Here is a 24,547-nt window from a genome sequence, read left to right on the forward strand (position 1 = left end):
CGCGCGCCGTCAGCGACGCGAGCCAGGAGGATGCGGGCGTCGAGCATCCCATTCGCCCTGCCCCCAGCGCAGCCCCTTCGCGACCGGGTAGATGGCGAGGAAGACCCACGCTGGCGCCCGCAGCCGGCGGCTCCGCACGCCGTGGTGCGTGTAGGTGCGGTCGAAACGGCCGACGTACGAGTAGTAGTCGCGGGGGCTGTCGTCGATGCGACGGGCAGACATGCCGGCCACCATGGTCGGCACGTAGCGTGCGGTCAAGCCCGCGTCGTACAGGTGCACCGAGATGTCGATGTCTTCGTGGAAGAGGTCGTCTTCGTCTCGGCACACCTCGCTGCGGATCGCCCTCCAGGCGGAGGCGCGCAGGGCCATGTTGCTGCCGAACACGAAGTGGTATTCGCGCGCCAGCCGCAGGATCGCGCGGCGAAGCGTGTCGTCGGCCTTCAAGCCGAACCGTCGCAGCGGCATGTCGTAGTAGAGCACCGGCCCGGTGGCGGCGGCGACCTCGGGGTCGGCGAACGCCTTCTGCACCTCTTCGACCCAGTTCGGTTCGAGCACGCTGTCGGCGTCGATGCGGCCGAGCACCTCACCGGTGGCGGCGTCGAGCCCCGCATTGCGCGTCGGCACGAGACCCTGCTCGTCGAACTGGGGAAGGTAGATCAGGGGTGCGTCGGGGTGGGCCGCCTGCAGTTCGGCCACGATCGCCGCGGTGCGGTCGGTCGACCGGTTGTCGACCACGATGATCTCGTGCGCCGGAACGGTCTGCGTCAGGGCGGCGACGATGCAGGGCTCGATCGTCGTCTCCTCGTTGTACGCCGGGATGACGATCGAGACCGTGAGGGGGGTCGTCACGAGCTGCGCCCCGACACGGGCGCGGCGAGCAGCGCCACCGTGACGGTGCCGCCCTTCGTCGCCTGCTCGCCGACCTGCTGGAAACCGAGGCGGCCGTGGAAGGCGAGCGATCCCGGGTTCGGCGGGTCGAGGTTCACTTCGCATGTCACCTCGGCGAACCCGCGCTCGCGGGCCGCCTCGAACACCGCGGCGTAGAGCGCCTGCCCGAGCCCGGAGCCGCGCTCGCTCTCGCTCACCACGATGCGATCGACGTACATGCTCGGAACACCGCGTTCCTCGAAGAATCGGTAGTTCTCGCTGTCGTAGTCGGCTCCCGGCTCGAGAGCAAGCACGAAGCCGACGAGGCGACCAGCGCGGTCGAGGCCGAGCGGCAGCGCCGAGAGTGCGATGAGGCGCGCGAGATCGTCGGGCGCGGTGATCGGCACCGCTGGCGTCGCCGCGTCGTTCAGGGGGGCCAGGGCGTGCGCGTCGGCCGGGGTGAGGGGGCGCAGGCGCACGCCAGCGGGCAGGGCGGGGGCACTCGTCATGGCAGAACTCCTTGTCGAACCTGGATATGCGCCCCCCGCAATGCGCGCGCGGTCACGTTCCGCGCATCCTCGTCAATCATGCGCCACGGATGCGCGTCGAGATTCGCTCCGCCGAAACCCGCGAACGCCCGCGCGAGCGGAGCGCAGACACGAAACGGCCCGACGGGGTCTTGCATGTCGACGATCGCGACCCGCGCGCCGGGTCGGCAGGCGGCGGTCGCGCGACGCCAGGCCGAGCGGGCATCCGACATGATCGACAGCGTGTAGGTGGCGATGAGGGCATCGGCCGGGGCGCCGAGGGCATCCGTTACCGCTGCGGGGTCGAGAGTTGTCGCGTCGGCTTCGATGAAGCTCACGGCGGCGGTCGCGCCGGCCTTCTGCACGCGGCGCCGGGCAACGGCGAGCATCTCCGGGCTGCGGTCGACGCCCACGACGCGCCCCGCCGGCCCGATCGCGGCAAGAATGCCCGGCAGGTTGAGACCCGTACCGCACCCGAGGTCGATGACCCGGTCGCCGGGGCGCAGGGCGAGAAGGTCGAGGGCGGCCCGCCTCCCGGCGCCGTACACGGGCCACTCGCCCGAGACGACGTCGTAGAGCCGCGCCCCGCGGCGATAGCGTTCGCGGCTCGGCACCATCGCCTCCTGGCAAGACAACACGGGTAGAAGAGGGGCACCGGCGATGTGCGGGCCCGCCACAGGCTAACAAGCCCCACCGCCCGCTAGCCTCAGCCCATGACGGTCAGCGTGCCCTCGCCTACGCCTCCTCCCTCGCGCGTCGACGTTCTTGTGGTCGGTGGCGGCACCGCCGGACTCGTGGCGGCAAAGAGCGCCGCCCGCTTCGGCGCCGACGTGCTGCTGGTCGAGCGCGAGCGCCTCGGCGGCGACTGCCTGTGGTCGGGCTGTGTCCCATCGAAGGCCCTGATCGCAGCCGCCCACGCCGCCGTCGCCCTCCGCGACCGCGACGCGCTCGGTGTCGGCAGTCAGCCGCCTCGCATCGACGTCACGAGCGTGTTCGACCACATCGACCACGCGATCCGCACGATCGAGCCAGCCGATTCGGTCGCGTCGGTCGAAGCGACGGGGGCGCGGGTCGTGGCCGGCACCGCCGTGTTCACCTCGCCGACCACCGCGAGCGTGGATGGCGCCTCCGTGCGTTTCCGGCAGGCGGTTATCGCGACCGGCTCCTCCCCCGCCCTTCCCGACATCCCGGGGCTGGCCGACGCAAACCCGCTGACCAGCGAGACGGTGTGGGGCTTGCGCGAGCGTCCCGCTCGGCTCGTGGTGCTGGGCGGCGGCGCGATCGGGTGCGAGCTCGCGCAGGCCTGGGCGCGGCTCGGCAGCGCGGTCACACTCGTCCACCGCGGAGAGCGACTGCTTCCCAAAGAGGATGTCGATGCGTCCGCGATCGTCGCCGAGGCGCTGCGCAGCGACAGCGTGACGGTCGTGCTGCGGGCACGGGCAGCACGGGTGCGGGCCGAGGGGCGCGGCGGCGCGCTGGTGCTCGATGACGGCTCCGAGCATCCCTTCGATGCCCTCCTGGTGGCGACGGGTCGCACCCCGCGCACGGCGGGGCTTGGCCTCGACCGCGCGGGTGTCGCAACGGACGAGCGCGGCTTCGTGCGCGTCGACGCGACGCTGCGCACCAGCAACCGCCGCATCCGGGCCGCGGGCGACGTCGCGGGACTGCCCGCATTCACACACCTAGCCGGCGTTGGCGGCTCGCTCGCGGCGACGAACGCCGTGCTGGGCCTGCGGCGCCGACTCGACCTGACCGCCGTGCCCCGCGTGACCTTCACCGACCCCGAGGTCGCGGCGGTCGGGGTGTCACCGAACGACGCTGAGCGACTCGGCCTCACGGTTCGCGAGGTCCCGCTCGCCGACACCGACCGGGCGATCGCCGACGGTCGGACCGTCGGCTTTGCCCGACTCGTCGTGGATGCTCGGGGCCGGGTTCGCGGCGCCGCGATCGTCGGCCCGCGCGCCGGCGAGACGCTGGGCGAGGCGAGCCTGGCCGTCGCGCAGGGTCTCACGACGAGCGCGCTGGGCGCTGTGACCCACGCCTACCCCACCTACTCGGACGCGCTCTGGAACGCCGCGATCGCTGACGTGCGGGCCCGGCTCGAGCGGCCAACGCTTCGCCGGGTCATCGCCGTGTTGCGGCGCCTGCGCACGCTCGTCGTGCGCTGAGGGCCCTCGCGAAAGCCCGTGCGCGCTAGCGGAGCGCGCGGTAGCCGGCGACGACGCGCTGCACCGCACTGATGGCGACGACGATCGCCCACACCAGGGCGATTGGCTCGGCCCAGAACGGCAGCAGCAGCCAGAGGGCGTGCACCACGATCGTCTCGGTGCCCTCGGCGATGCGCCCGAGGAACGACAGCGAGCGCCCGTCGTCGATGCGTCGGCCCGTGCGTTCGGCGATCGACGAGAAGGCGAGAAACGCGGCGCCGTTGACGTAGTAAGCGAGCAGCACAACGAGGAACGGCCACCAGGCCGCGTCGAAGCCGGCCGTCGCCCCGATGGCGACCCCCAACACGCCCGCGCCGTACACGACGAAGTCGGCGGTGATGTCGAGGAATCCGCCCGCCTCGCTGTCGGTCCCCCTCCCGTCAGCGCGACGTCGACGCGCCAGCGCACCGTCCAGGCCGTCGATCACGCGGGAGACGAGCCACAGGGCAAGCGCCCACCCCCACCACTGCACCGCGGCGAGCGCCGCCGAGGCGATGCCCAGCCCGAGCCCCGTGAGGGTCAGCCCATCGGGCGTGATCCCGGGACGGTCGAGGATGCGCGCTGCGGCCGCCAGCGGAGCCTCGAGGGCGCGACGAAGCGAGCGATCGAGCATCAGGCCCTCTCGCCGTCGCTCTCGTCGTCGCTGTCCTCGTCGTGCTTCTTCCAGCGCCAGGCAAACAGCCCCGCTCCGACAGTGAGCACGCCGAGCGAGCCGAGGGCCAGCCAGAATGGCCAGTCCAGGTCGAAGCCGAAGGCGCCGATCGCGACATAGGCGGCGATGCCGGGCATCATGCCGATCGCGGTGCCGAGCAGGTAGTCGCGCCGGCGCAGCCCGGTGAGACCGGAGGCGTAGTTGATTGCCGTGAAGGGAATAACCGGCACCATGCGCACCCCGATGACGGCAACGAGCCCCCGCCGCGACAGCAGGCGGTCGATCTTCTCGACCTTGGGGCCGATGAAGTGCTCGACCGCACTGCGACCGAGCAGTTGTCCGAGGAAGAACGCGGCCGTCGCGCCGATCATGGCGCCCGCGATGACGATCGGCACGGCCGCCCAGAAACCGAAGACCGCACCGGCCGCCATCGACAGCACGGCCTTCGGCGCCGGGGTCAGCGTGATGAGACCGTACGCGCCGATGAAGGCGAACACGGCGGCGGGGCCGAGGTCGGCGACCGTCTGCTGAATCTCTTCGAGCTCGGGAAGATCCACGAGCATCCCAACCGTGACGGCCAGGGCGACGAATACGGCAAGAGTGACCGCCTTGACGACGATCGCCGTGCGCGACGATGTCCTCCGATCGGCGTCGGGGCGCGTTGCAGTCGATTCGTCCATGAGTGGGTCAGTCTATGAGTGCCCACACCACCAAAGGAGCACCGTGAACACAGCTAGCCGGTTCCGGCGAGTCACCGTCGGCCTCATCGCGGCAGGTCTCGTCACAGGGCTTGGCGCCTGCGCCGCACCGAGCGGCCAGGCCGACACCCGCTATAGCGACTGGGAGCAGGTGCTCGCCGACGCCCAGGGTCAGACGGTCTCGCTGTGGATGTGGGGCGGCGACCCGCAGGGAAACGCCTACGTCGACGACTACCTCGTACCGGCGGCCGCAGAATTCGGAGTCACTCTCGAGCGTGTGCCGCTGACGGACACCGCCGACGCCCTCAACCGGGTGCTGACCGAGTTGCAGGCCGGCACGACCGACGGGGACGTCGACCTCGTCTGGGTGAACGGCAGCAACTTCGGCACCGGGAAGGAGGCGGGTGCGTGGCTGTGCAACTGGACGGACCTGCTGCCGAACATGGCCTTCACCGACCCGGCCGATCCGCTCCTCGAGAACGACTTCGGCACGCCGGTCGACGGCTGTGAGGCGCCGTGGCACAAGGCGCAGTTCACGCTAGTGTACAACGCCGACACCGTGGCGTCGCCGCCGAGCACGATGGCCGAGCTGCTCGACTGGGTGCGCGCCAACCCCGGCCGCTTCACCTATCCGGCGCCGCCGGACTTCACGGGCTCGGTGTTCGTGCGCGAGGTGCTGGCGAGCGTGTCGGGGGGCAGCGAGAACGTGCCTTTGGGCTTCGACCAGGCGGCGTTCGACGCGTTGACTCCCGCGCTGTTCGACGCGTTGGCCGAGCTCGCGCCGTCACTGTGGCGCACCGGCAGCACCTACCCGCAGTCGTCAACGGAGCTTGATCAGCTGTTCGCCGACGGCCAGGTCGACTTCACGATGACGTACGGGCCGGCCACCCTGACGGCCCTCGTGGCCGACGGCACCTACCCGTCCGGAACGACCGTGCTCACCCTCGAGGAGGGCACGGTGGGCAACGCAAGCTTCCTCGGGCTGCCCGCAACGTCGGGAAGCGTCGCCGGCGCCATGGTCGTCGCAAACCTCGCGCTGTCACCGCAGCAGCAGGCCATCAAGGCCCACCCTGACGTGTGGGGGCAGTTCACCGTGCTCGATGTCGAGCGTGTCGATGCCGACGATCGTGCCGCCTTCGATGCGCTTCCCGCATCGCCGATCGTACCGCCGTACGAGGTGCTGAGTGCGAACGCGCACGCGGAACTGGCCGCCGAGTGGGTTCCCGCCATCGATGACGGGTGGCGCCGACTCGTGCTCGCCCGCTAAGGAGACGGCACCCTGACGCCCGCCCCGGTCACCGAGACGGTGGGGGTCCCCGCGCGGGGCTCCCACCGTCGTCGCGCCCGGCGGACACGCCTGCGCTCGACGCTGCTGGTTGTGCCTGCGGTCGTCATCGCGGGAAGCGTGGTGCTCGGCGGCATGGGAATGGCGGTCGTCCAGAGCATTGGCCTGCTTCCCCTCGTCGGCGAGCCACGGCTCAGCCTCGATGCCTTTCGCAGTGTCGCCCCCGACGCCTGGCGCGCTGTCGCAGTCTCGCTGGGCATCGCGAGCGTGTCGACCGCACTGTCGACGGTGATCGGCTTCAGCGCCGCTCTCGTGATCGCCCAGGGACGCTGGACGGGCCGACTGGTCGCGGCTCTCGGCGCGGCGACGATCCCCGTTCCCCACCTCATCGGCGCGGCCGCGATCGGGCTACTCGTCGCGGACGCGGGCTTCCTGCCGCGAGTCCTGGGCGTGCCCGGAGCCGACTGGCCGGAGCTCGTGGGCGGCCCGTGGTGGGTCGCCGTCATTCTCGAATACACCTGGAAGGAATCGGCGTTCGTCGCGCTGGTCGTCGCCGGGGTGCTCGCCACCCGGGTGGCCCGCTACGACGAAACGGCCGCCCTGCTCGGGGCATCCCGGGCTCGTCGGCTGCGCCATGTTGTGCTGCCCCTGGCGCGGCCAGCGCTCATCGTCTGCGGCGTGATCATCTTCGTCTATACGCTCGGCTCGTACGAAGTCGCGTGGCTGCTGGGGCGCCCCTTCCCCGAACCACTGCCCGTGCTGGCCTATCGACTGTTCACGGCTGTGTCGCTGACGGCACGGCCCGAGGCAGCAGCCGTCGCCGTCATTACGAGCCTCATCGCGCTCATCGTGGTGATCGTCGGCATGCTCGCCCTTCGCCGCACGCCCCTGTGGAGGTAACACCGTGACGATGCTGATTCCCTACGGCACCCGCGTCACCCCGCCCGGGGCAACGACACGACGCCGGGGGCTGTTCCGCCCCCGACCGCTCGGCCGTCTTGCGCGGTGGATCGTCGCCACCCTGCTCGCGGCGTGGTTCGCACTGCCGTTCGTGCCGCTCCTCCTCTGGGCGGTTGCCGAACGGTGGAGCTTTCCCGCGCCGCTGCCGACGGAGTGGGGCCTGCGCGGACTCGAGCTGGCGCTCGCGCAGGGCGCCGTGCCGGCTTTCGGTCGCTCGCTGCTGCTGAGCCTCGCGGTCGCCGCCATCGCCACGCCGATCGGCGCGATGGCCGCGCGCGCTCTCGTCGTGGGACGCGTTCCGGCCCCGCGCCTCGTGAGCGCGATCCTGCTTGCCCCGCTCGCTCTGCCGGCCTTCGTCGCGGTGATGGGGCTCGCGGTGGTGGTGTTGCGCGCCCAGATACCCGCCGTTCTCGGCGTGCTCCTGCTGCTGGTCGCCGCTGCCCTGCCCTACACGGTGTACACCATGCGGGTGGCGTATGCCGCGCACGATCTCGCCTTCGAGGAGGAGGCGCGCACTCTCGGCGCCTCGCGGTGGCACGTGCTCACCCGGGTGCACCTGCCGCTCGTCGCGCCCGGCCTCGCCCGCGCGGCCTTCCTCGCCTTCCTCGTCGGCTGGAGCGACTACGTCGTCACCGTGCTCGTCGGCGGAGGCCGGTTCGTCACGCTTCCCCTGCTCGTCGGCGGGTACGCCTCCGGCGTGGGTAACGACGCCGTGGTCGCCGTGCTCTCGCTCGGCGCCATCGTTCCGCCGCTCATCGTGCTCATCGCGCTCGGACGCTTCGGGCGACGATACGCGGGCGGTCGAGCGACCCCGAGCGCCTCCCCCCGCCCCCGATCCCTCCAGGAGGTCTCATGAGCGCATCGCTCGTCGTCGACGAGGTGACCGTCGAGTACGACGATCCCGAGCATCCCGCGATCGCGGAGGTGAGCCTCGCGGTGGCCGCCGGCGAGTGTCTCGCGCTGCTGGGCCCATCGGGGTCCGGCAAGTCGACCGTCTTGCGCACGATCGCGGGACTCGAGATTCCCACGCGCGGTCGCATCATCGTCGACGGCGCGGACGTGGGCCACATCGAGCCCGAACACCGCGGGATGGCGATGGTGTTTCAGCGCCCCCTGCTCTTTCCGCACCTGAGCGTGCTCGACAACGTCGCGTTTGCGGGCATCGTCGCCGGCGTACCCAAACGTCGAGCGCGCGCACACGCCGAGACGTATCTCGAACTCGTGCAACTCGAGGGCTTTGGGCAGCGCCCCGTGTCGGCGCTGAGCGGTGGCCAAGAGCAGCGCGTCGCGCTCGCTCGAGCCCTCGCCGCCGACCCGCGCGTGCTGCTCCTCGATGAGCCGTTTAGCGCGCTCGACCCCGAGCTGCGCGCCGACATGCATGAGCTGCTCGCGCGCATTCGCGCCGAACTGTCACCGACGATCGTGATGGTGACCCACGACCGCGATGAGGCAGCGGCCGTTGCCGACAGCGTGGCGCTGCTGCGCCAGGGGCGGGTGCTGCAATCCGGCCCGATCACCGCCCTCTACCGACGCCCGGTGAGCCTCGAGGTGGCGAAACTGATGGGCGGCCGCAACGCCATACCGGGAGTCGTGCGCGGCGGGGTGCACCATTCGCCGCTGGGCGCCATCGCATCGCCCCTCGGCGAGGAGTGGCCGTCCGGTGGCGGCATGCTCGTTGTGCGGCACGAGCTCATTCGGCTCGGCTCGCCGATGCCCGACGACCACGCGGTCGTCGCCTCCGTGACGGCCGTCGCCGAGCGCGGACCCCGAACGCGCGTGACGCTGACCCTGCCCGACGCCGTGCTCGAGTGCGAGGTGGCGACCGGAGCGGCACCGCAGCCTGGCGAGCAGGTGACCGCGTGCATCCCCCGATCGGGATGCACGGTCATTGCCGACAGCGCGCGCTAGCTACCAGCGCGAGCCGTTCGACTCGGCGAGTTCGGCGGCGCGCCCGTTCGTGATGCCCGCGGGGCGGCTGCTCTTGGGTTCGAGCGGCAGAAGCTTCCGCAGCCCGATGTTCTCGATCGGGTCAAGCACGGAGTGCTGAGCGCACGCCGGCACCAGCTCGCCCGTCTCGGGGTGCGCCATCGCGTACATGCAGGCGCCGAGCCGCTCTTGCGTCTCACGAATCAGCGGGTCGTCGGAGGTCTTTCCCTCCTTCATCAGGGCCCACGCGGGCTTCACCTGCTCGGCGTCCATGAAGTTGTGCACGACGAAGGTCCTGAAAGACACCTTTCCCTGCCGGGCAGCGCGCAGCACGCGACGCAGGCCCCCGGCCCGCTTCAGGATGCGCGTCATCAGCCCGATCAGCGGCGGCACGTCACCGGGGTAGCGCAGAATCGCGCGGATCACCTTGACGGTGAGAGCCCACCGCGGAATATCGCCGAAGATCATGCCGCCGTGGTGGGCGAGGAAGCGGTCGCGCGCGGCGATGTCTTTGGGCTCATCGGCGTCCAACACGGTGGCGAAGACCCCGTCGACCATCACGCCCACCGTGTGGCGGTTGCACCGCGGATCGCCGAACTGCACGGCCCTGTGGGGCAGCTTCTGGCCGGCACCGGCCTCGATGCGTTCCCACACCTTGTCGATCGTGACCTCCTGGAAGTCTTCCTTCCAGCGCCGGTCATCCCCGATGAAGGCTGCCGGTTGAAACGACATCATGTCGTAGCGCATGCCGAGAACATCGCACGTGACCTGTTCAACCTCGTCGAGATTCGTCGGCGTGACGGTCATGTTGTGCGCGAGGTACGACGTCACCCCGGTCTGCTTCTTCAGGTCGACGAACATCTGGGCGAACTTCTCTCGGAAGGGGTTCAGTTCGGCCTCGCTACGCGGCCGAACGGCCCCGCGGCGGCCCCGCATGAGCGAGTCAAAGTGCGCAGCGAACGACACCTTGTCGAATGCGGGGGTGCCGTCGTCATCGAGCACAACCTCGAGAAGGTAGTCGTAGTCGAAGTCGCCGTGCGTCATCGACATCGGTTCGCGACCAACCGCGCGCATCGCCTTCAGCGTCTCGCGGTGGGCGGCAGCGGGCAACAGGCTCACTTCGCCGCCGATCAATTGCGCGTGGGCGCGGGGCCCGCGAATCTGGCGCAACAGCCCCATCTGCTTGGTCACCTCGGAGACCGTGTGGTCACCGTCGATACGCACCTTGTTTGCGTCAGCCGAGTGGTAGCAGGGTGAGCAGGTCAGATTGCACTTGGGGAACACCCCGTGGGTGCCTTCACACCCCACTGCGCACCGACCGAGTAACTGCTCGGGAGTCTGGGCGTGCGGGGGGAGTTCGGCCCACCGCCTATCCAGCGCGGCGCGGGTCTCTGGGTGGATGGGACGCGTGGCGAGTTCCACGCGGCGGACGAAGGACACGAGCGTCATAATTCCCCTTCACGAGGCCGCCCCGACGATGGGGGGCCCGCCCTGCGGTCAGTGTCTATGTGAAGGGTTCGGAGCCGAAGACGAAACGGTTCGGTGTGCGCCTACAGGGTGGGGTCGGCGGGAATGTTGTTGCGCAACCACCAGACGGGGTCGACGTGCGCACCGCCCACCGTGAGTTCAAAGTGCAGGTGGGTCGCGGTCGTGGTGCCGCTGTTGCCCACCTGGCCGATGCTCTGGCCGACCTCGACAAACTGCCCGGGGACAACGGGTGCCGAGCCGGGGATCAAGTGGGCGTAGAGCGAGTTGACTCGCTGCCCATTGATGGTGTGTTCGACCACCACGTAACTGCCCCAGCCGCCGTTGCTGCTGACCGTCGTGACAACCCCGTCGGCGATCGACATTGCCGGAGCACCGTAGCCCGGGAACAGGTCGACGCCGAGATGGTAGGTCGAGCATCCCGCGCACACCTCGCCGCGATAGCCGAAGCCATTGCCGATGGGGCTTCCCTCCGCCACCGGCCACTGCACCGGCGCACGCCACGTGATCTCGACGCTGTCGCGCTCGGCCGTCAAGAGAACCGTGGATGCGGCGATCGCGGTGACGGGGACCTCATACGACTGCGGCGCCGGCGCCTCCGCCGCTTCGAGCTCGACGGCGACCTCGGCCGCTTCGGCGGTCATGGGGTGGCCGGTCCAGAAGCTCGCGGCGAGGAGGGACGCGAGCAGGGCGGTCGCGGGCTTGCGCGAGAAGTGCGCGCGCGGCGGCACGTCGGGGCGGGGCTGGAGCATGCGAAAAAGGGGCTTTCCGGTGAACGGCGCGATGCGCCTCGAACACGGTCGATCGCGGCATCGCGAGAGGGTCACCGCTCTCACTACGCGAGGCGGGAGACGAGGTCATGGCGCTCGCGGATCACAGTCATCCGGGCACTCGCTCGCGTTGGCGACGGAGCCAACAGGGTTCGAGTGTAGCAAACCCTCGCGCAAAGATTACAAACGGGTAACGACTGCTACGAGATGGTCGCTCCGAAGGCGAGGCCGAGGAGGTAGGTCGCGGCGGCGGCCCCATAGCCGATCGCCAGCTGCCGCAGCGCCCGCTTCAGCGGCGATGCCCCCGACAGAACGCCGACGATGGTGCCCGTGATGACGAGGGCAATGCCCACCAACACCGCGGCCCAGATGACCGCGGTGAGCCCGGAGAGACCGATCGCGTAGGGGATCACCGGGATCGCGGCGCCCGAGGCGAAAAACGCGAAACTGGACAGCGCCGCGCGCCACGCGGAGCCGACCTCCTCGTACTCGTCGACCGCGGGAAGGTGCGCCCGCGAGGCGTCCTCCGGGCGCTCGCTCTGCAGAACGGCGCGCGCCCGCTCGTCGGCCGTCCGTGCATCCAGCCCCCGGGCGCGGTACACGAGCGCGAGCTCGTTCGCGTCAAGGTCGAGCGCCGGCAGTGCCCCGTGCGAGGCGTCATCGGGCGTGGAAGCGTCCAGCAGCTCGCGCTGCGATCGCACAGACACGTACTCACCCGCCGCCATCGACAGAGCCCCCGCGAGCAGGCCCGCGAGGCCCGTGAACAGCACCACGGCAGGAGCCACACCGGTCGCACCGATTCCGAGAACAAGCGCAAGGTTCGACACGAGGCCGTCGTTGGCTCCGAACACGGCAGCCCGAAACGTGCCGGCCAGCCTGTTGCGGCCGCGCGCGGCCAGCCCGCGCACCACCTCGGCGTGAACACGCTCGTCAGCGGCCATGGCGTCGGTCGCGTGCGCGTCTGTCTCGTACGGCGACCGCCCTTCGGCCCGTTGCGCGAGGGCGAGAAAGAAGATCGAGCCGAATCGCCTGGCGAAGAACCCGAGGATGCGCGTGCGCAGCGACACCGCGGGCACCGTCTTCGCGTGCTCGCCCAGCAACTCCACCCAGTGCTGCTCGTGTCGCCGCTCGGCTTCCGCGAGCGCCAGCAGAATCTCGCGCTCCTCACCCGTGCGACGCTGCGCCAGGTCGCGGTAGACGGCCGCTTCCGCGCGCTCGTCGGCGAGATAGCGGCGCCACCGACGCAGCTGGGCGCGCGTCGGGGCGAGCTGAGCGGCACGGGTCATGCCGTCATCCTGGCAAACTCCGCCGTGCCACGCCGTTCGGCGATCCGAAAACGGCGGTGGCTACCAGCCCCAGGTGCCGGGTGCGCCCTTGAACGGCCCGACGACGGCGGGGGTGATCCAGCCGCCGTAGAAGTCGCCCTCCTGAGCGGTGACGACATCGCCGTTGAGGGTGCACCGGTCCATGCGGCCGGGGTAGATCGCCACGTGATCGACGAGCAGTTCGAACCCCCGATTCGGATTGGGGTAGTACCAGGCGGCGCGGGCGGCGACGACGTCTCCGGCAACCACGTCGAGGTACCCGGCACGCCCCTTGAACTCGCAGAACGACGTGCCGTCGGCCTCGCGCAGAGCACCGGGAGCAATGTCGGTGCGCGGCAGGTAGATGGTTGGCGGGTGGCTTGTCTCGAGAACGCGCAGAGCGCGCGTTGTGTCCACGAGCATCCGGCCGTTGAGTTCGACCGTCACCCGGCCGCGGACGGGTTCGACGCGCGGCGGCCGCGGGTAGTCCCAGACCGACTCCTGGCCGGGCCCCGGAACGTCAGGGGTGCGCCGTCGCATTAGAACCCGAAGTCTCCGAAGCCGCCAAAGTCGGCTCCAAAGTCGGTGCCGGCGTCGCCGGATGCGTCGACGGCTCCTCCCCCGGCGAGCTCGCCTCCCGCGTCGACGGGCGGCAGGAACGCCGACACGAGGGCGGAGCCGACCACGTAGCCCGCCACGGTTCCGAGCAACGATGCCCCGAGCACCTGCCCGAACACGGGCGCCTGCATGGTGCGCTCCATCGACCCCGGATCGCGCATTTCGGCACGCGTTGCCGCGCGCGCCAGCGTGTCAGGTCGGTCGTCCGCTGGCTGCTCGCCCTCGGGGGCGTCACGCCGCAGCTCGTCGAGCAGCAGCGCCCGCTGCTCGGGGGTCAACCGCTCGAACGCTTCGCGGTGCACCCGCTTAATCGCCTCGGGGGGCGCTGTCTGCAACAGGTAGCGGTAGCGCTCTACGGCGCGCGCATCGTCGCTGCGGGCGCGCGACGGCTGCCGTGCGTCCTCATCACGGGATGCGCCGAACAATCGGTCGAAGAAACTCACGTCGTTGCCTCCGCGTCGGCTGGGGTCGGCCCTACGGTACGCACGAAGTCTCGCTGTGCGCTGGGGAAACGATGAGCGACACCCTGGGTAACAACTGGGTCACAGTCGGAAGCGAATGGGTGCCGTGCACTAGTGTGAGGCGCAGAAAGTTGATGCGCCTCGTGTGTCCAGGGCGTCTTGCAGTTTGCAGGTCGTTGCACTCCCCGATGGATTCCGGTTCACGAGTAGTTCGACTGGTGGTTTCGACAGTCGAAACTCCGTGAAACAAGAAGGAAAGGGAGTTAGTCATGACGACTGGCACCGTGAAGTGGTTCAACGCCGAAAAGGGTTTTGGTTTCATCACCCCCGATGACGGAAGCGCCGACGTGTTCGCGCACTTCTCGGCCATCCAGTCGAGCGGCTACCGCTCGCTCGACGAGAACCAGAAGGTCGAATTCGACGTCGCGCAGGGCCCCAAGGGTCTGCAGGCCGAGAACATTCGCCCGCTGTAACCAGCACCACCCGCTCGCACCAGAGCAACCCTGACGCGTGAACCCGAAAGGGTGAGCGCCGACAGAAAACCGCCCGTCGACGATGCCGGGCGGTTTTCGCCGTTAAGCGGCCTCAGGCCTCCGTGACGAAGTCGATGAGCTCCTCGACGGGGCCAAGCAGCGCTGGCTCGAGGTCGTGGAAACTCCGCACGCGGGACAGAATGCGCTGCCAGGCGTGGGCGATGTCGGCCTGGTCGTCATGCGGCAGTCCGAGCTCGGCCAACACTCCCCTTTTCCACTCGAGGTGGCGGGGCACCTCGGGCCAGCCCTCGATGCCGAGGCGGGCAGGCTTCACGGCCTGCCAGATGTCGACGAACGGGTGGCCGACGATGTGAACGCTGCCGTGGGGCACGGTCGTCAGAGCCGCAGCGGCGATGCGTGCCTCCTTCGAGCCGTCGACGAGGTGGTCGACGAGCACGCCCACCCGACGCGCCGGTGTGGGGGCGAAGCTCGCGAGGCGGTCGGCAAGGTGATCGACACCCTCCAGGTACTCGACGACAACGCCCTCGACCCGCAGGTCGTGGCCCCACACCTTCTCGACGAGTTCGGCGTCGTGACGACCTTCGACCCACAGGCGACTCGCCCTGGCCGTGCGTGCGCGCTGGTCGGCGACGTGGAACGACCCGCTCAGCGAGCGCGCGCGACCGGTGGGCGCGGCGACCGTCGGCTCGATGAGGGTCGCAGGTGCACCATCGATCACGAAGCCCGGCCCGAGCGGAAATGCCCGGACGCGACCGTGCCGGTCTTCCAGGTGCACATTGCCGACCTCGACGCCCACAACCGCGCCCACGAAGCCCGAGTCGGGTAGCTCGACGACGAGCCCGGGGTCAGCCGGCACCCGCGCGACGGATGCGCGACCCGCTGACCGCCAGTCACCGGCGAGCACATCGTTTCCGTAGCGATCCACGCGGAGACGCTACGCGAGCGGCGAGCGCTAGGGTTGCCGCACACGCCGAGCCTCGCCCGCGAAGGAGCCCCATGCGTTTGACTGCCGACCTGTTTCGCTGGGGACTCAGCGTGCTCTTGATGGTGCCGTTTCTCGCGGTTGGGGGTTGGGCGCTCGGCCTTCCCGGTCTCCTATGGACGGCACTGATCGCGATCGTTGCTGGCGGCACGCTGAACGTCGCCGCCGTGGTGCGCGGTGTGCGCCGGGTGAGTGATGGGCGCGCGGTCGACGACATGCTGCGCGCCGTTGACGGCCAGAGCGCCGCACCGTCCGAGCCGCTTGAGCCGCGTCAGCGACTGATCTTTCCCGACAATGACGAGACCGTTGATCCGTTCGACGCCGAGCGACGTCTGGCTCGGCGTAGCGCAGCCCTCGCCTCGTCGATCGGACTCGTTGTGCTGGGCGTCGGGGGCGTGCTCATCGCCGCAGCGGCGATTCCTGCTGCTCTCAGCGGTGACGCTCTGACACTCGGGCAGACGTACAGCCTCTGGGGTGGCGGCAGCGTGCTGTTCGCCGTTGGGCTCGGCATCTGGAGCGTTGCCGTTCTCGTCGCGGCGGCGGCACTGTGGCTCGCCGGTCGTGCCGACGGCCCACTCGCGAGCCGACTGGCCTCCCCGTGCCGGATTGTCGCGCTGGCGGCGATTGCGGGCGCCGCGCTGATCGTCGCGTGGTTCGCACCCGCCGCGGCCCCGGGCCTTGCCAGCGCCCTCGGCCCCGGCGTCGCGCTCGGTGACGCCGATGGCTGGCGATCGGGCTTCGGGCTTGTCGGTGTTCTGCTCTGCTGCGTGGCGATCGTGCTGACGGTGCCGCGCTGGAAGCGGAGGCCGCGTCGATAGACGCTTGACGCGCATCCGGTTATCTGGTTAGTTAGTCATGTAACTAACCGCATAACCGGACGGAGGCGTGCATGGATGATGGACGACCGATCTTCCTGCAGCTCGCCGAGCACATCGAAGACGGCATCATCGACGGCACCTACCCCGACGAGGGCCAACTGCCATCGATCAACGAGTTCGCCGCGTTCCACCGCATCAACCCCGCGACGGCACTCAAGGGCATCACGAAGCTCGTCGACGCCGGACTCGTCTACAAGCGGCGCGGCGTCGGCATGTTCGTGAGTTCCGGCGCACGCGAGCGGCTGCTTGCCGAGCGACGCAAACGCTTCGCCGACAGCCACGTCGCCCCCCTGCTCGCGGAGGCCCGCACGCTCGGGCTGACGACCGACGAGCTCATCGACCTGATCAGAAAGGACACCCCCTCATGACGCTCACCGTTGAGGCACACCGCCTCACGAAGCGCTACGGAGCCCTGCGCGCCGTCGACAACGTCAGCTTCGCCATTCCCGGCGGCAGCATCGTCGGACTGCTCGGCCGCAACGGCGCCGGAAAGACCACGCTCATGCAACTCATCACTGGCCAAGAGCTCGCGACGACGGGCGAGGTACGGGTGCTCGGCGAAAACCCCGTTGAGAACCCGCGGGTCATGAGCACGCTGTGCTTCGTGAAGGAGGCGCAGAAGTACCCCGAAGACTTCCGTATTCGCCACGTCATGGCCGTCGCCCCGCGCTTCTTCCCGAAGTGGGACGCCGAGTACGCCGAGAGGCTCGTCGACGAGTTTCGCCTGACGCGCAAGCAGCGCATCAAGAAGCTCTCGCGGGGGCAGCTCTCGAGCGTCGGCATCATCGTCGGGCTTGCCTCACGCGCACCCGTCACGATCTTCGACGAGCCATACCTCGGCCTTGACGCGATCGCGCGGCAAAACTTCTACGACCACCTGCTCGCCGACTACAGCGAGCACCCGCGCACGATCATCCTTTCGACGCACCTGATCGACGAGGTCGCCAACCTGCTCGAGCACGCCATCGTGATCGACGACGGCCGCATCGTGCTCGACGCTCCCGTCGACGAGCTGCGTGCGAGCGCTGTCACCGTGAGCGGCCCCGCGGGAGCCGTCGACGCGTTCTGCGCCGACCGTGAGGTGATGCACCACCAGCAGCTCGGTGGCCTCGCCACCGCCACCGTCAGTGCGCTCTCGCCCGCCGAGCGGGTGGCTGCCCATGGGGCAGGACTCGAGGTCGGGCCCGTGTCGCTGCAACAACTGATCATTCGCCGCTCGGGCGGCTGGAACACCGAGGAGGCGTCGGCATGACCACCCCCACCACAGCATCGACCACGGATACTCGCGGCACGGCACCCACCGCCCGACCGTTCGCGACGCGCATCGCCGCCATCCTGCGCTTGCAGACCGCCAACGTCGCCAATGTGATCGCCTGGCCACTCGGCGTGCTGGCATTCGTCTTGCTCCTCAACGTCGGCATCAGCATCGTTGTCGAACAGGCCGTGCAGAGCGCGTCAGAGGCAGGTGGCGAAGCCGACGTCACGATCGCCATCAACGGCGGCGTCGCGTTCCTCTTCATCTACATGTTGATCATCGCCGTCCAGGCCGTGAACACCTCGTTCTCGATCGCCCTCGGCTGGGGCGCCACGCGACGCGACTTCGCGCTCGGCACCCTCGCGTTCTTCGCACTGATGTCGCTCAGCTATGGCCTGCTCGTCGCGGTGATGGTCGTGATCGAACGGGCGACCAACGGCTGGGGGCGCGGGCTGCAGTTCTTTGGCGACCCGTCGCTCGGGCTCGACGAGTTCGGGCCGGCCTTCCTGTTCTCGTTCCTCCTGCTGCTGCTGTTCATGAGCATCGGCGGGGCGGTCGCCGCCGTCTACGTGCGGTGGCGGGCAACCGGCATGTACATCTTCTGGGCGGCTCTGGCCGTTGCCGCCGTCGGCGCCGCGGCGCTCATCGGCTACACCGACAACTGGGGCACAGTCGGCCGGTTCTTCGTCGACGCCGGCGTGCTCGGCACCGCCGCGTGGACACTCGTTGTCACGGCGACCGCCACCCTCACCCTGTATCTCGTGCTGCGCTGGGCGACACCGCGCGACTGAGAGGCAGAACAGTCACCGCTACTCGCGGTGGTCGGCCAGCGTGATCATGCCGACCACCGCGAGTTCGCGCATGCGTGGAAGCACGTCGCCGGCGAGGGCGGCGGCGTCGAGATCGAGCAGCTCGGCAACAGCGTCGACGATCACGCCGATGGGCAGCTCACCGTCGCAGGCGCCGACGACGGCGCCGAGCCCCGTATCGAGGTCGATAACGCGTCCGAGACCCGTGCCCTGCACGAGACGCATCACCGTCGGGTGCTCGGCGCCGGGCCAGAAGTGGCGCTCCTCGGTCACGTCGGCGGCGACCGTCGCGTGCAGCCGCGCGAACGCGCGATCATCGAGCGCTGCAACGCGGTCATGCGCGGCAAAGCCGGCGGCGATCGCATCGCCCAGACCGGACGCGCCACCGGGCGCCGCCGTTGTCACCCGCTCGAAGCGGCGCAGTCGCGGTGTCGACTCATCTACCGGCCGACGCAGCGTCAGGTAGCCGAAGCCGACGTGGGTGACAGTGCGGGCGGCGAAGTCGTCGAGCCAGGCCTCGGCGAGCGGCTCGAAAGCGTCGGTCGCGGTCCGCACTCCCCCGTCACGCAGCCACGTCTCGGCGTATTCGGCGGCGTCCTGTCGCTCCCGTTCAATCACCCAGGCATCGAGACCCGCGGCCTCCACCCACTCGCGAACCCGGTCGAGTCCGTCAGCGCCGGCGCGGTACTCCCAGTTGCCGAGCAGGTGCGCGGTTCCGCCCGGCTCGAGATGGTGCGGCAGCGCGCGCACCAACTCTTCGACGATGCCGTCACCAACGCGCCCCCCGTCGCGGTACTCGAGGATGTCGACGCCTCGCTCGCGCGGCGTGATCACAAACGGCGGGTTCGAGACGATCCGGTCGAAGCGCTCTCCAGCGACCGGGGCGAACATGTCGCCGCGCCGCAGCTCGATCTGATCGACACCGCTCAGCTCGACGGTGAGGGAGGCGAGCGCCAGCGCACGCTCGCTGAGGTCGGTCGCGACGACACGCTCGGCGCTGCGTCGGGCGTGCAGCGCCTGCACTCCGCTGCCGGTGCCCAGGTCGAGCACGCGGCGCGCTGGCGACGTCGGCACGAGCCCGGCGAGGGTGAGTGACGCGCCGCCGACACCCAGCACGTGGTCGGGAGCGAGTGGACCGCGGCGCACCATCTCGACGTGGTCAGAGACGACCCACCAGTGAACGACGCCCGTCGCATCGACGGCCGAGTATGGACGCACCTCCACGAGCGCGCGCCCGTCGGCATCGAGGATGCCGCGTGCGCGAAGCCCCGCCGAACCGGTGCCGGGAAACGCAGCGTCAATGTCCGCGTCAGCGAGCGACTCACCGAGCAGGAAGAGGCGCGCCATGACGGCGGCCGGATGCGCGCGGCCGGCAAGTTCGCGTCGCGCCGGCACCGGATTATCGCGTCCCAGCGCGGCGTCGGCGACGGGTCCCCACAGCCCGCGAAGCCGATCGACCGTGTAGTCGGCAGCGAGGAGGTCGGCCCTGAGGTCGGAGGTGGTCACGAGGCCAGTCAAACGCATTCCGTCCTTTTCGGAAATTCTGAGAGATCGGGGAATACGGCTGCAGTTGCGGGCGCTATGGTTCGGTGTGCTTCATGCGTACGCATAGAAAATGCGCGTCGCCAGAGCCCGCTTAACACCGTGACCACCTGACGAAGGAGACTCCGCATGACCATCACCGCCGACATGATCCCCGGGTACCGCGCCGGCACCTGGAAGGTTGACCACGCCCACGCCGAGATTGGCTTCTCGGTTCGCCACCTCGCCATCAGCAAGGTTCGCGGAAAGTTCGAACGCTTCGACGCCACCGTGATCGCGGCCGAGAACCCGGCCGAGTCGAGCGCCCACGTGACGATCGACGTGACGAGCATCAACACCGGCAACGAGACGCGCGACGCCCACCTGCGCACGAACGACTTCTTCTCGGCCAGCGAGTTCCCGACGATCGAGTTCCGTTCGACCGGCGTGCGCCAGGAAGGCGGAGAGGTGCTGCTCGATGGCGAGCTCACCCTGAAGGGCGTCACCAAGCCGATCACCCTGCGCGGCGAGTTCGGGGGTATCGCGACCGACCCAACCGGTGCCGTCAAGGCAGCGGCGAGCGGCACGACCGTCATTAACCGCACCGACTTCGGCGTGACGTGGAACGCTCCCCTCGAGACCGGCGGCATGCTGCTCGGGGACGAGGTCACCCTGATCATCGAGGCGCAGTTCGAGCTGCAGCAGGACGCGGCGTAACGACGCGCACCGCCTACGCGGACAACACAGGGGGCGGTGGCTGGCTGGCCACCGCCCCCTTCGCGCGCTGACGGCGATCGTCGCCTCACGCGGCGCGCATCCTCTCGACACTCTCACGTAGCCTGGAGCCGATGCGTCCCCTCACCGAAGAACAGATCCGTGCGAGCTTCGTCAACGCTCCCGCGGCCGAACTCGAGCGCATGGAGATTCCCGGACTCCACGAGACCGTGTGGGACGAGCGCGAGTTCCTCGGCTGGCGCGACCCGCAGGGCTCGCTGCGCGGCTACCTCGTGACGTGGATGGATGACGACGCGGTGGGCGTCATGGTGCGAGCCTCGTCACAGGGGTTGCGCCCCGGCATCGGTGCGATGTGCTCGCTGTGCCACACGCCGCAGCCGGCGACGCAGGTTCTGATGTTCAGCGCCGCGCGCGGCGGGGCTGCCGGACGAGACGGCAACTCGATCGGCACCTACATCTGCGCCGACCTGGCGTGCCCCATCATGATTCGCATCTTCCCGGGTCAGAGCGAGATGCTGCTGCGACGCGACGAGCTGGTCGCCCGGCGCAGCACAGGGCTCAGCGAGCGGGTGCGCGCCTTCACGGCACGCATTCTCGAGACCGCCGAACGCTAGTCGCGGCGCCCGAGAATCGTGATCGGGATCATGAGCGAGAACGTGACCGCCAGGATTCCTGCGAAGAACAGGAACGGGGCGAACGCCTCCGGCACCGCGAACGAGTACGCGAACATCGGGAACGAGGCGAGAAACAACGCGATGGCGGCGATGGCGGGCAGGATCTTCATGGTGTCCCCATTCTGCCAGGTTCTGGCTGGGAACGGGGCACACTGGAAGGCATGACCGCGCTTTCTCGCATCCGCACCGCGGGCTGGACCGCCCTCGTCGCCCTCCTGCTCGTTGTGATCGGCTTCCTCGTCTGGGCGTACAGCCCCTACCGCGCCGACCGCGCGGCGATCGTCGCCGTTATCGAGGATGCTCGGGTCGACTTCACGACCACGGACGCCGGCATCGTGCTCACCCCGCGGGCGGCCGAGGCCGAAGACGGGCTCGTGTTCTACCCGGGCGCCCGTGTCGACCCCTACGCGTACGTGCCGGTCATGGCCGAGGTGGCCGCGGTCACCGGCCGCGTCGTCGTCATCGCATTACCGCCGCTGAACCTGGCCATCGCCGACACGCGGCCCCTGTCGACGTTCACCGCGGCGGCCCCCAGCGTGACGTCGTGGTCGGTGGGGGGCCACTCGCTCGGCGGCGTTCGCGCGTGCCTCGTCGCCGCGGAGGGTGAGGTCGACGGGCTGCTCTTGCTCGGCAGCTACTGCGCCAATGACCTCAGCACGGCAGCCCTCACCGCGGTGAGCGTGGAGGGCGCGAACGACGGGCTGAGCACGCCCGCGCAGATCGACGAAGCGACCGCACTCTTGCCCTCGTCGGCAACGCGGGTGAGCATCCCGGGAGCCAACCACGCGAGTTTCGGTGACTACGGCGCGCAGAGCGGTGATGGGCCGCTCGAGGTGGACCGAGCCGAAGTGCGCGCGGCGGTCGCCGAGGCCGCACTGCTGTTGCCGTAGCGGCCGACAATCCCAGCACGCACCGAGCACCGCGGCCTAGAATCGGCCTCGCAGCGGCAGATGACGGAGGCGGTGACACGATGAGCATGGACCACCCGTCGGTCAACGCACCGACCTGGTCGTTCTGGCGCCTGTTCAGCATGCTGAGCCTCGTCGGGTCGGCCGGCTGGACCCTCAGCCGCCCGCTGGTCATCGCCGAGAGCCCCGACCAGATGCGCGAGCTGTACCTCATCATCGCCTCGACCGTCGGAGGGGCGGCCATCGTGATCGTGGGAGCGCTGCTCGCCGGCGGCGTTCGCATGGGAATCGCGGAGGCGAGCCGCCTGGCGGCAGCACCGAACGCAATTCGGGCGGCCACCGCGTCGTTCACCCCGACCCGCATCGGCATGCGCACCCTCGCGCTGCGCTACAACCTGCGCCCGCAGCGGGTGTTCTTCCTCTCGTGGGCGCTGGTCGAAGTCGATGAGTCGGGGGTGAGCATCCGCCGCGCGACCGAGGAGGCCGACGTCGTGCTGCACATTCCCGCGTCCCGCATCACCGACGTTCGGCTCGGAGCCATGACCGACAGCCTCATTCGGGTGCCGACGCTGAACGTCGAGGTGGGTCCGTCTGACGAGTCGGCGGTCGTGCCGATCGCCCTGCTCGCCGGGCCCACGAAGGCTCTTCCGCTCATCGAACGCGAACTGTTCGTCGCCCAGGCGCGACGCCTGCTCGGCCTCGGCGTGGCGCGCTAGCGGCCGAAACCGATTCGTCTTCCCCCACTTCGCGTCGCAAAGGTCGAAAGACCCTGGCCGATCTCAGGCGCGCCCGTCACACTAGGGACTCGACCAAGGAGGGGGACCGCGTGCTGACGACGCGAGTGGGCGAAGTGGTGCGGTGGGACAACGACCGCGGCTTCGGCTTCATCGCGCCCGATGACGGCGGGTCCAACGTCTTCGTTCACGTCTCCGACCTCGCGCCCGGCTCCCCCCGCCCGCACGTCGGCGACCGGGTCGACTACGCGCTCGAGCGCGATGATCGTGGCCGGATGCACGCGGCACGCGTTACCGTTCACGGCGACGCCGGCGAGGCGGTCGCGCCGGTGAGGCGCCGCCCGCAGCGCTGGAGCGTGGTCGAGATGCTCGCGGTGCTGGGCTTCGCCGTGCTGCTCGCCACGGGTGTCCTGCTCTACGACATGAGCGCGGCGATCCCGCTGGTGGTGATTCTCATTTCGGTCGTCACGGCGTTCGCCTACGCCGACGACAAGCGCCGCGCCGAGGAGGGCCGCTGGCGCACGTCGGAGAGCTCGTTGCTGTTGCTGTGTCTGCTCGGCGGCTGGCCCGGGGCCATCGCGGCGATGCGCTGGTACCGGCACAAGACGACGAAGGCGAGCTTCGTCGGCGCGTTCTGGGTGACCGTGTTCGTCACACTGATCGCCTTCACTCTGATCGCGTTCCCCGCAGCGCGTGACGCCGTCATCACGTCGCTCGAGCTGATGTCGGGCGGGGCGTAGCACACCCCGTACGCCGCGGGTGTTAGCGGCCGCCGCCCAGGCTGCGCGAGCGCTGTTCGAGCCCCAACTCGCCGTAGGGGTAGTCGGGGGCGTGCACCGCGCTCGCGGCGTCGAGCCGCGCGCGCTGGTGGGCGTTCAGGGCGACGGATGCCGCCGCCATGTTGGCCTCCAGCTGCTCGACCGTGCGGGCCCCGAGAATCACCGAGGTGACGGCGGGCCGGTCGACGAGCCAGGCGAGCGCCACCTGCGCGGGGCTCGCGTCGACCTCGGCTGCGACGGCGGTGAGCGCGTCAAGAACGGCCCACGTGCGGTCGCTGCCCGCCTTCCGGTCGTAGGCCTCCATGCCGCGATTCGGGTTCTCGCCGAGGCGCGTCGCACCGCTCGGGCGCGCATCCTTCGCGTACTTGCCGGTCAGCCAGCCGCCCGCGAGCGGGCCCCACGGCAGCAGCCCCACGTCGTAGCGTTCGGCCGCGGGGACGACCTCGAACTCGAGTTCACGCGCCAGCAGGTTGTACTGCGGTTGCAGCGTGACCGGCTGCGGAACGCCCATCGCGCGGGCCGTGTGCACGATCTCGGCGAGCTGCCACCCCGTGAGGTTTGACCAGCCGTAGTAGGCGATGTCGCCGGCACGAATCGCGTCGTCGGCGAAGCGCAACGTCTCCTCCACGGGCGTCAGCGGGTCCCACGCGTGGAACTGGTAGAGGTCGACGTGATCGACGCCGAGGCGCTCGAGCGACGCGGCGAGGGCGCGGCGCAGGTGGCGGCGGCTCAGGCCGACGTCGTTGGGGCCCTCGCCCATCGGGAAGCGACCCTTCGTGGCCACGATCATCCGGTCAGCGGCGTCGGGGTTGGCGGCCAGCCACCGCCCCACGATGCGCTCGCTCTCTCCCGCCGAGTACACGTCGGCGGTGTCGATCAGCGTGCCGCCGGCGGCCGCGTAGGCGTCGAGAATCTGGTGGCTCGTTGCCTCGTCGCTTTCCGCCCCGAAGGTCATCGTGCCGAGGGCGAAGTCGCTGACGGCGGTTCCGCTGTGTCCGAGAAGTCGTTGGCGCATGTA

General features: G+C 69.8%; 29 protein-coding genes. 15 read left to right on the forward strand and 14 right to left on the reverse strand.

The features are described from left to right. Positions 1-9: 9 nt before the first annotated feature. The 3 genes from ACK4SC_RS11090 to ACK4SC_RS11100 are packed head-to-tail and all read right to left on the reverse strand — an operon-like array spanning position 10 to position 2,008. Positions 10-849 (reverse strand): glycosyltransferase, encoded by an 840-nt coding sequence (locus ACK4SC_RS11090; protein WP_409617958.1) that lies wholly within the window; start codon positions 847-849, stop codon positions 10-12. Continuing rightward, the gene (locus tag ACK4SC_RS11095; RefSeq protein WP_409617960.1) at positions 846-1,376 is read right to left on the reverse strand and encodes a GNAT family N-acetyltransferase; all 531 of its coding nucleotides are present in this window, start codon (positions 1,374-1,376) and stop codon (positions 846-848) included. Before ACK4SC_RS11095 ends, ACK4SC_RS11090 begins: the two co-directional genes overlap by 4 nt. Continuing rightward, positions 1,373-2,008 carry a class I SAM-dependent methyltransferase gene (locus ACK4SC_RS11100; protein ID WP_409617962.1) on the reverse strand — a complete coding sequence of 212 codons (636 nt, stop codon included), beginning with the start codon at positions 2,006-2,008 and terminating at the stop codon, positions 1,373-1,375. The genes ACK4SC_RS11095 and ACK4SC_RS11100 overlap by 4 nt, the downstream gene beginning before the upstream one ends. A 99-nt stretch (positions 2,009-2,107) precedes the next feature. Between ACK4SC_RS11100 and ACK4SC_RS11105 the strand changes: the two genes are divergently transcribed. Further along, positions 2,108-3,562, forward strand: coding sequence for a dihydrolipoyl dehydrogenase family protein (locus tag ACK4SC_RS11105; RefSeq protein ID WP_409617964.1), 1,455 nt, complete (start codon positions 2,108-2,110; stop codon positions 3,560-3,562). A gap of 25 nt (positions 3,563-3,587) precedes the next feature. On the opposite strand, the gene ACK4SC_RS11110 is transcribed toward ACK4SC_RS11105, so the two are convergent. Next, positions 3,588-4,214, reverse strand: coding sequence for a CDP-alcohol phosphatidyltransferase family protein (locus ACK4SC_RS11110; protein ID WP_409617966.1), 627 nt, complete (start codon positions 4,212-4,214; stop codon positions 3,588-3,590). Then, positions 4,214-4,933 carry a TVP38/TMEM64 family protein gene (locus tag ACK4SC_RS11115; protein ID WP_409617968.1) on the reverse strand — a complete coding sequence of 240 codons (720 nt, stop codon included), beginning with the start codon at positions 4,931-4,933 and terminating at the stop codon, positions 4,214-4,216. Before ACK4SC_RS11115 ends, ACK4SC_RS11110 begins: the two co-directional genes overlap by 1 nt. A gap of 43 nt (positions 4,934-4,976) precedes the next feature. On the opposite strand from ACK4SC_RS11115, the gene ACK4SC_RS11120 reads away from it, so the two are divergent. From ACK4SC_RS11120 to ACK4SC_RS11135, 4 genes are all read left to right on the forward strand, one after another. Then, the gene (locus tag ACK4SC_RS11120) at positions 4,977-6,218 is read left to right on the forward strand and encodes an ABC transporter substrate-binding protein (protein WP_409617970.1); all 1,242 of its coding nucleotides are present in this window, start codon (positions 4,977-4,979) and stop codon (positions 6,216-6,218) included. A 111-nt stretch (positions 6,219-6,329) separates the two neighbouring features. After that, positions 6,330-7,136, forward strand: a complete 807-nt coding sequence (locus ACK4SC_RS11125) for an ABC transporter permease (protein WP_409617972.1) — start codon at positions 6,330-6,332, stop codon at positions 7,134-7,136. Between the two features lie 10 nt (positions 7,137-7,146). Continuing rightward, positions 7,147-8,052: an ABC transporter permease gene (locus ACK4SC_RS11130; RefSeq protein ID WP_409618016.1), complete on the forward strand. Its 906-nt coding sequence runs from the start codon at positions 7,147-7,149 to the stop codon at positions 8,050-8,052. Beyond that, entirely contained in the window at positions 8,049-9,104 is a 1,056-nt protein-coding gene (locus ACK4SC_RS11135; RefSeq protein WP_409617973.1) for an ABC transporter ATP-binding protein, read from the forward strand. Before ACK4SC_RS11130 ends, ACK4SC_RS11135 begins: the two co-directional genes overlap by 4 nt. Here ACK4SC_RS11135 and ACK4SC_RS11140 read toward each other — a convergent pair whose 3' ends face one another. The 5 genes from ACK4SC_RS11140 to ACK4SC_RS11160 all read right to left on the reverse strand — a co-directional run bounded on the left by ACK4SC_RS11140 (position 9,105) and on the right by ACK4SC_RS11160 (position 13,742). After that, the gene (locus ACK4SC_RS11140; RefSeq protein WP_409617975.1) at positions 9,105-10,346 is read right to left on the reverse strand and encodes a hypothetical protein; all 1,242 of its coding nucleotides are present in this window, start codon (positions 10,344-10,346) and stop codon (positions 9,105-9,107) included. It lies immediately after the preceding gene. A 326-nt stretch (positions 10,347-10,672) separates the two neighbouring features. Beyond that, on the reverse strand, positions 10,673-11,359 hold the full coding sequence (locus ACK4SC_RS11145; RefSeq protein WP_409617977.1) for a M23 family metallopeptidase: 687 nt from the start codon (positions 11,357-11,359) through the stop codon (positions 10,673-10,675). A 218-nt stretch (positions 11,360-11,577) separates the two neighbouring features. Next, on the reverse strand, positions 11,578-12,663 hold the full coding sequence (locus tag ACK4SC_RS11150; protein WP_409617979.1) for a VIT1/CCC1 transporter family protein: 1,086 nt from the start codon (positions 12,661-12,663) through the stop codon (positions 11,578-11,580). A gap of 60 nt (positions 12,664-12,723) precedes the next feature. Next, the gene (locus tag ACK4SC_RS11155; RefSeq protein WP_409617981.1) at positions 12,724-13,221 is read right to left on the reverse strand and encodes a DUF427 domain-containing protein; all 498 of its coding nucleotides are present in this window, start codon (positions 13,219-13,221) and stop codon (positions 12,724-12,726) included. Continuing rightward, positions 13,221-13,742 (reverse strand): hypothetical protein, encoded by a 522-nt coding sequence (locus tag ACK4SC_RS11160; protein ID WP_409617983.1) that lies wholly within the window; start codon positions 13,740-13,742, stop codon positions 13,221-13,223. Before ACK4SC_RS11160 ends, ACK4SC_RS11155 begins: the two co-directional genes overlap by 1 nt. A gap of 287 nt (positions 13,743-14,029) precedes the next feature. Between ACK4SC_RS11160 and ACK4SC_RS11165 the strand changes: the two genes are divergently transcribed. Beyond that, positions 14,030-14,233 carry a cold-shock protein gene (locus ACK4SC_RS11165; RefSeq protein WP_047567327.1) on the forward strand — a complete coding sequence of 68 codons (204 nt, stop codon included), beginning with the start codon at positions 14,030-14,032 and terminating at the stop codon, positions 14,231-14,233. Between the two features lie 112 nt (positions 14,234-14,345). On the opposite strand, the gene ACK4SC_RS11170 is transcribed toward ACK4SC_RS11165, so the two are convergent. Beyond that, the gene (locus tag ACK4SC_RS11170; RefSeq protein WP_409617985.1) at positions 14,346-15,179 is read right to left on the reverse strand and encodes a DUF3097 family protein; all 834 of its coding nucleotides are present in this window, start codon (positions 15,177-15,179) and stop codon (positions 14,346-14,348) included. A 71-nt stretch (positions 15,180-15,250) separates the two neighbouring features. Here ACK4SC_RS11170 and ACK4SC_RS11175 point away from each other — a divergent pair, with 71 nt between their 5' ends. From ACK4SC_RS11175 to ACK4SC_RS11190, 4 genes are all read left to right on the forward strand, one after another. After that, positions 15,251-16,054 (forward strand): hypothetical protein, encoded by an 804-nt coding sequence (locus ACK4SC_RS11175; RefSeq protein WP_409617987.1) that lies wholly within the window; start codon positions 15,251-15,253, stop codon positions 16,052-16,054. A gap of 71 nt (positions 16,055-16,125) precedes the next feature. Then, positions 16,126-16,482, forward strand: a complete 357-nt coding sequence (locus ACK4SC_RS11180; protein WP_409617989.1) for a GntR family transcriptional regulator — start codon at positions 16,126-16,128, stop codon at positions 16,480-16,482. Then, positions 16,479-17,366, forward strand: coding sequence for an ABC transporter ATP-binding protein (locus tag ACK4SC_RS11185; protein WP_409617990.1), 888 nt, complete (start codon positions 16,479-16,481; stop codon positions 17,364-17,366). Before ACK4SC_RS11180 ends, ACK4SC_RS11185 begins: the two co-directional genes overlap by 4 nt. Next, on the forward strand, positions 17,363-18,160 hold the full coding sequence (locus tag ACK4SC_RS11190) for a hypothetical protein (RefSeq protein WP_409617991.1): 798 nt from the start codon (positions 17,363-17,365) through the stop codon (positions 18,158-18,160). The genes ACK4SC_RS11185 and ACK4SC_RS11190 overlap by 4 nt, the downstream gene beginning before the upstream one ends. 18 nt (positions 18,161-18,178) lie before the next feature. On the opposite strand, the gene ACK4SC_RS11195 is transcribed toward ACK4SC_RS11190, so the two are convergent. After that, positions 18,179-19,684 (reverse strand): methyltransferase, encoded by a 1,506-nt coding sequence (locus ACK4SC_RS11195; protein WP_409617993.1) that lies wholly within the window; start codon positions 19,682-19,684, stop codon positions 18,179-18,181. 165 nt (positions 19,685-19,849) lie between these two features. Between ACK4SC_RS11195 and ACK4SC_RS11200 the strand changes: the two genes are divergently transcribed. After that, positions 19,850-20,416, forward strand: coding sequence for a YceI family protein (locus ACK4SC_RS11200; RefSeq protein WP_409617995.1), 567 nt, complete (start codon positions 19,850-19,852; stop codon positions 20,414-20,416). A 131-nt stretch (positions 20,417-20,547) separates the two neighbouring features. Continuing rightward, positions 20,548-21,048, forward strand: coding sequence for an FBP domain-containing protein (locus tag ACK4SC_RS11205; RefSeq protein WP_409617997.1), 501 nt, complete (start codon positions 20,548-20,550; stop codon positions 21,046-21,048). Here the strand turns inward: ACK4SC_RS11205 and ACK4SC_RS11210 are convergent. Further along, the gene (locus tag ACK4SC_RS11210; protein ID WP_157985640.1) at positions 21,045-21,218 is read right to left on the reverse strand and encodes a hypothetical protein; all 174 of its coding nucleotides are present in this window, start codon (positions 21,216-21,218) and stop codon (positions 21,045-21,047) included. The genes ACK4SC_RS11205 and ACK4SC_RS11210 overlap by 4 nt on opposite strands. Positions 21,219-21,269: 51 nt before the next feature. Here ACK4SC_RS11210 and ACK4SC_RS11215 point away from each other — a divergent pair, with 51 nt between their 5' ends. From ACK4SC_RS11215 to ACK4SC_RS11225, 3 genes are all read left to right on the forward strand, one after another. Then, a complete protein-coding gene (locus ACK4SC_RS11215) occupies positions 21,270-21,998 on the forward strand; it encodes an alpha/beta hydrolase (RefSeq protein ID WP_409617998.1) in 729 nt (242 codons plus the stop codon). A gap of 80 nt (positions 21,999-22,078) precedes the next feature. Then, positions 22,079-22,732: a hypothetical protein gene (locus ACK4SC_RS11220; protein WP_409618000.1), complete on the forward strand. Its 654-nt coding sequence runs from the start codon at positions 22,079-22,081 to the stop codon at positions 22,730-22,732. Positions 22,733-22,842: 110 nt separating this feature from the next. After that, the gene (locus ACK4SC_RS11225; RefSeq protein ID WP_409618002.1) at positions 22,843-23,490 is read left to right on the forward strand and encodes a DUF1294 domain-containing protein; all 648 of its coding nucleotides are present in this window, start codon (positions 22,843-22,845) and stop codon (positions 23,488-23,490) included. Between the two features lie 22 nt (positions 23,491-23,512). Here ACK4SC_RS11225 and ACK4SC_RS11230 read toward each other — a convergent pair whose 3' ends face one another. Then, complete coding sequence (locus ACK4SC_RS11230) at positions 23,513-24,544, reverse strand: aldo/keto reductase (RefSeq protein WP_409618003.1); 1,032 nt, start codon at positions 24,542-24,544, stop codon at positions 23,513-23,515. Positions 24,545-24,547: the final 3 nt, after the last annotated feature.

It is taken from the genome of Microcella sp. (assembly GCF_046293215.1).
Lineage (GTDB): Bacteria > Actinomycetota > Actinomycetes > Actinomycetales > Microbacteriaceae > Microcella.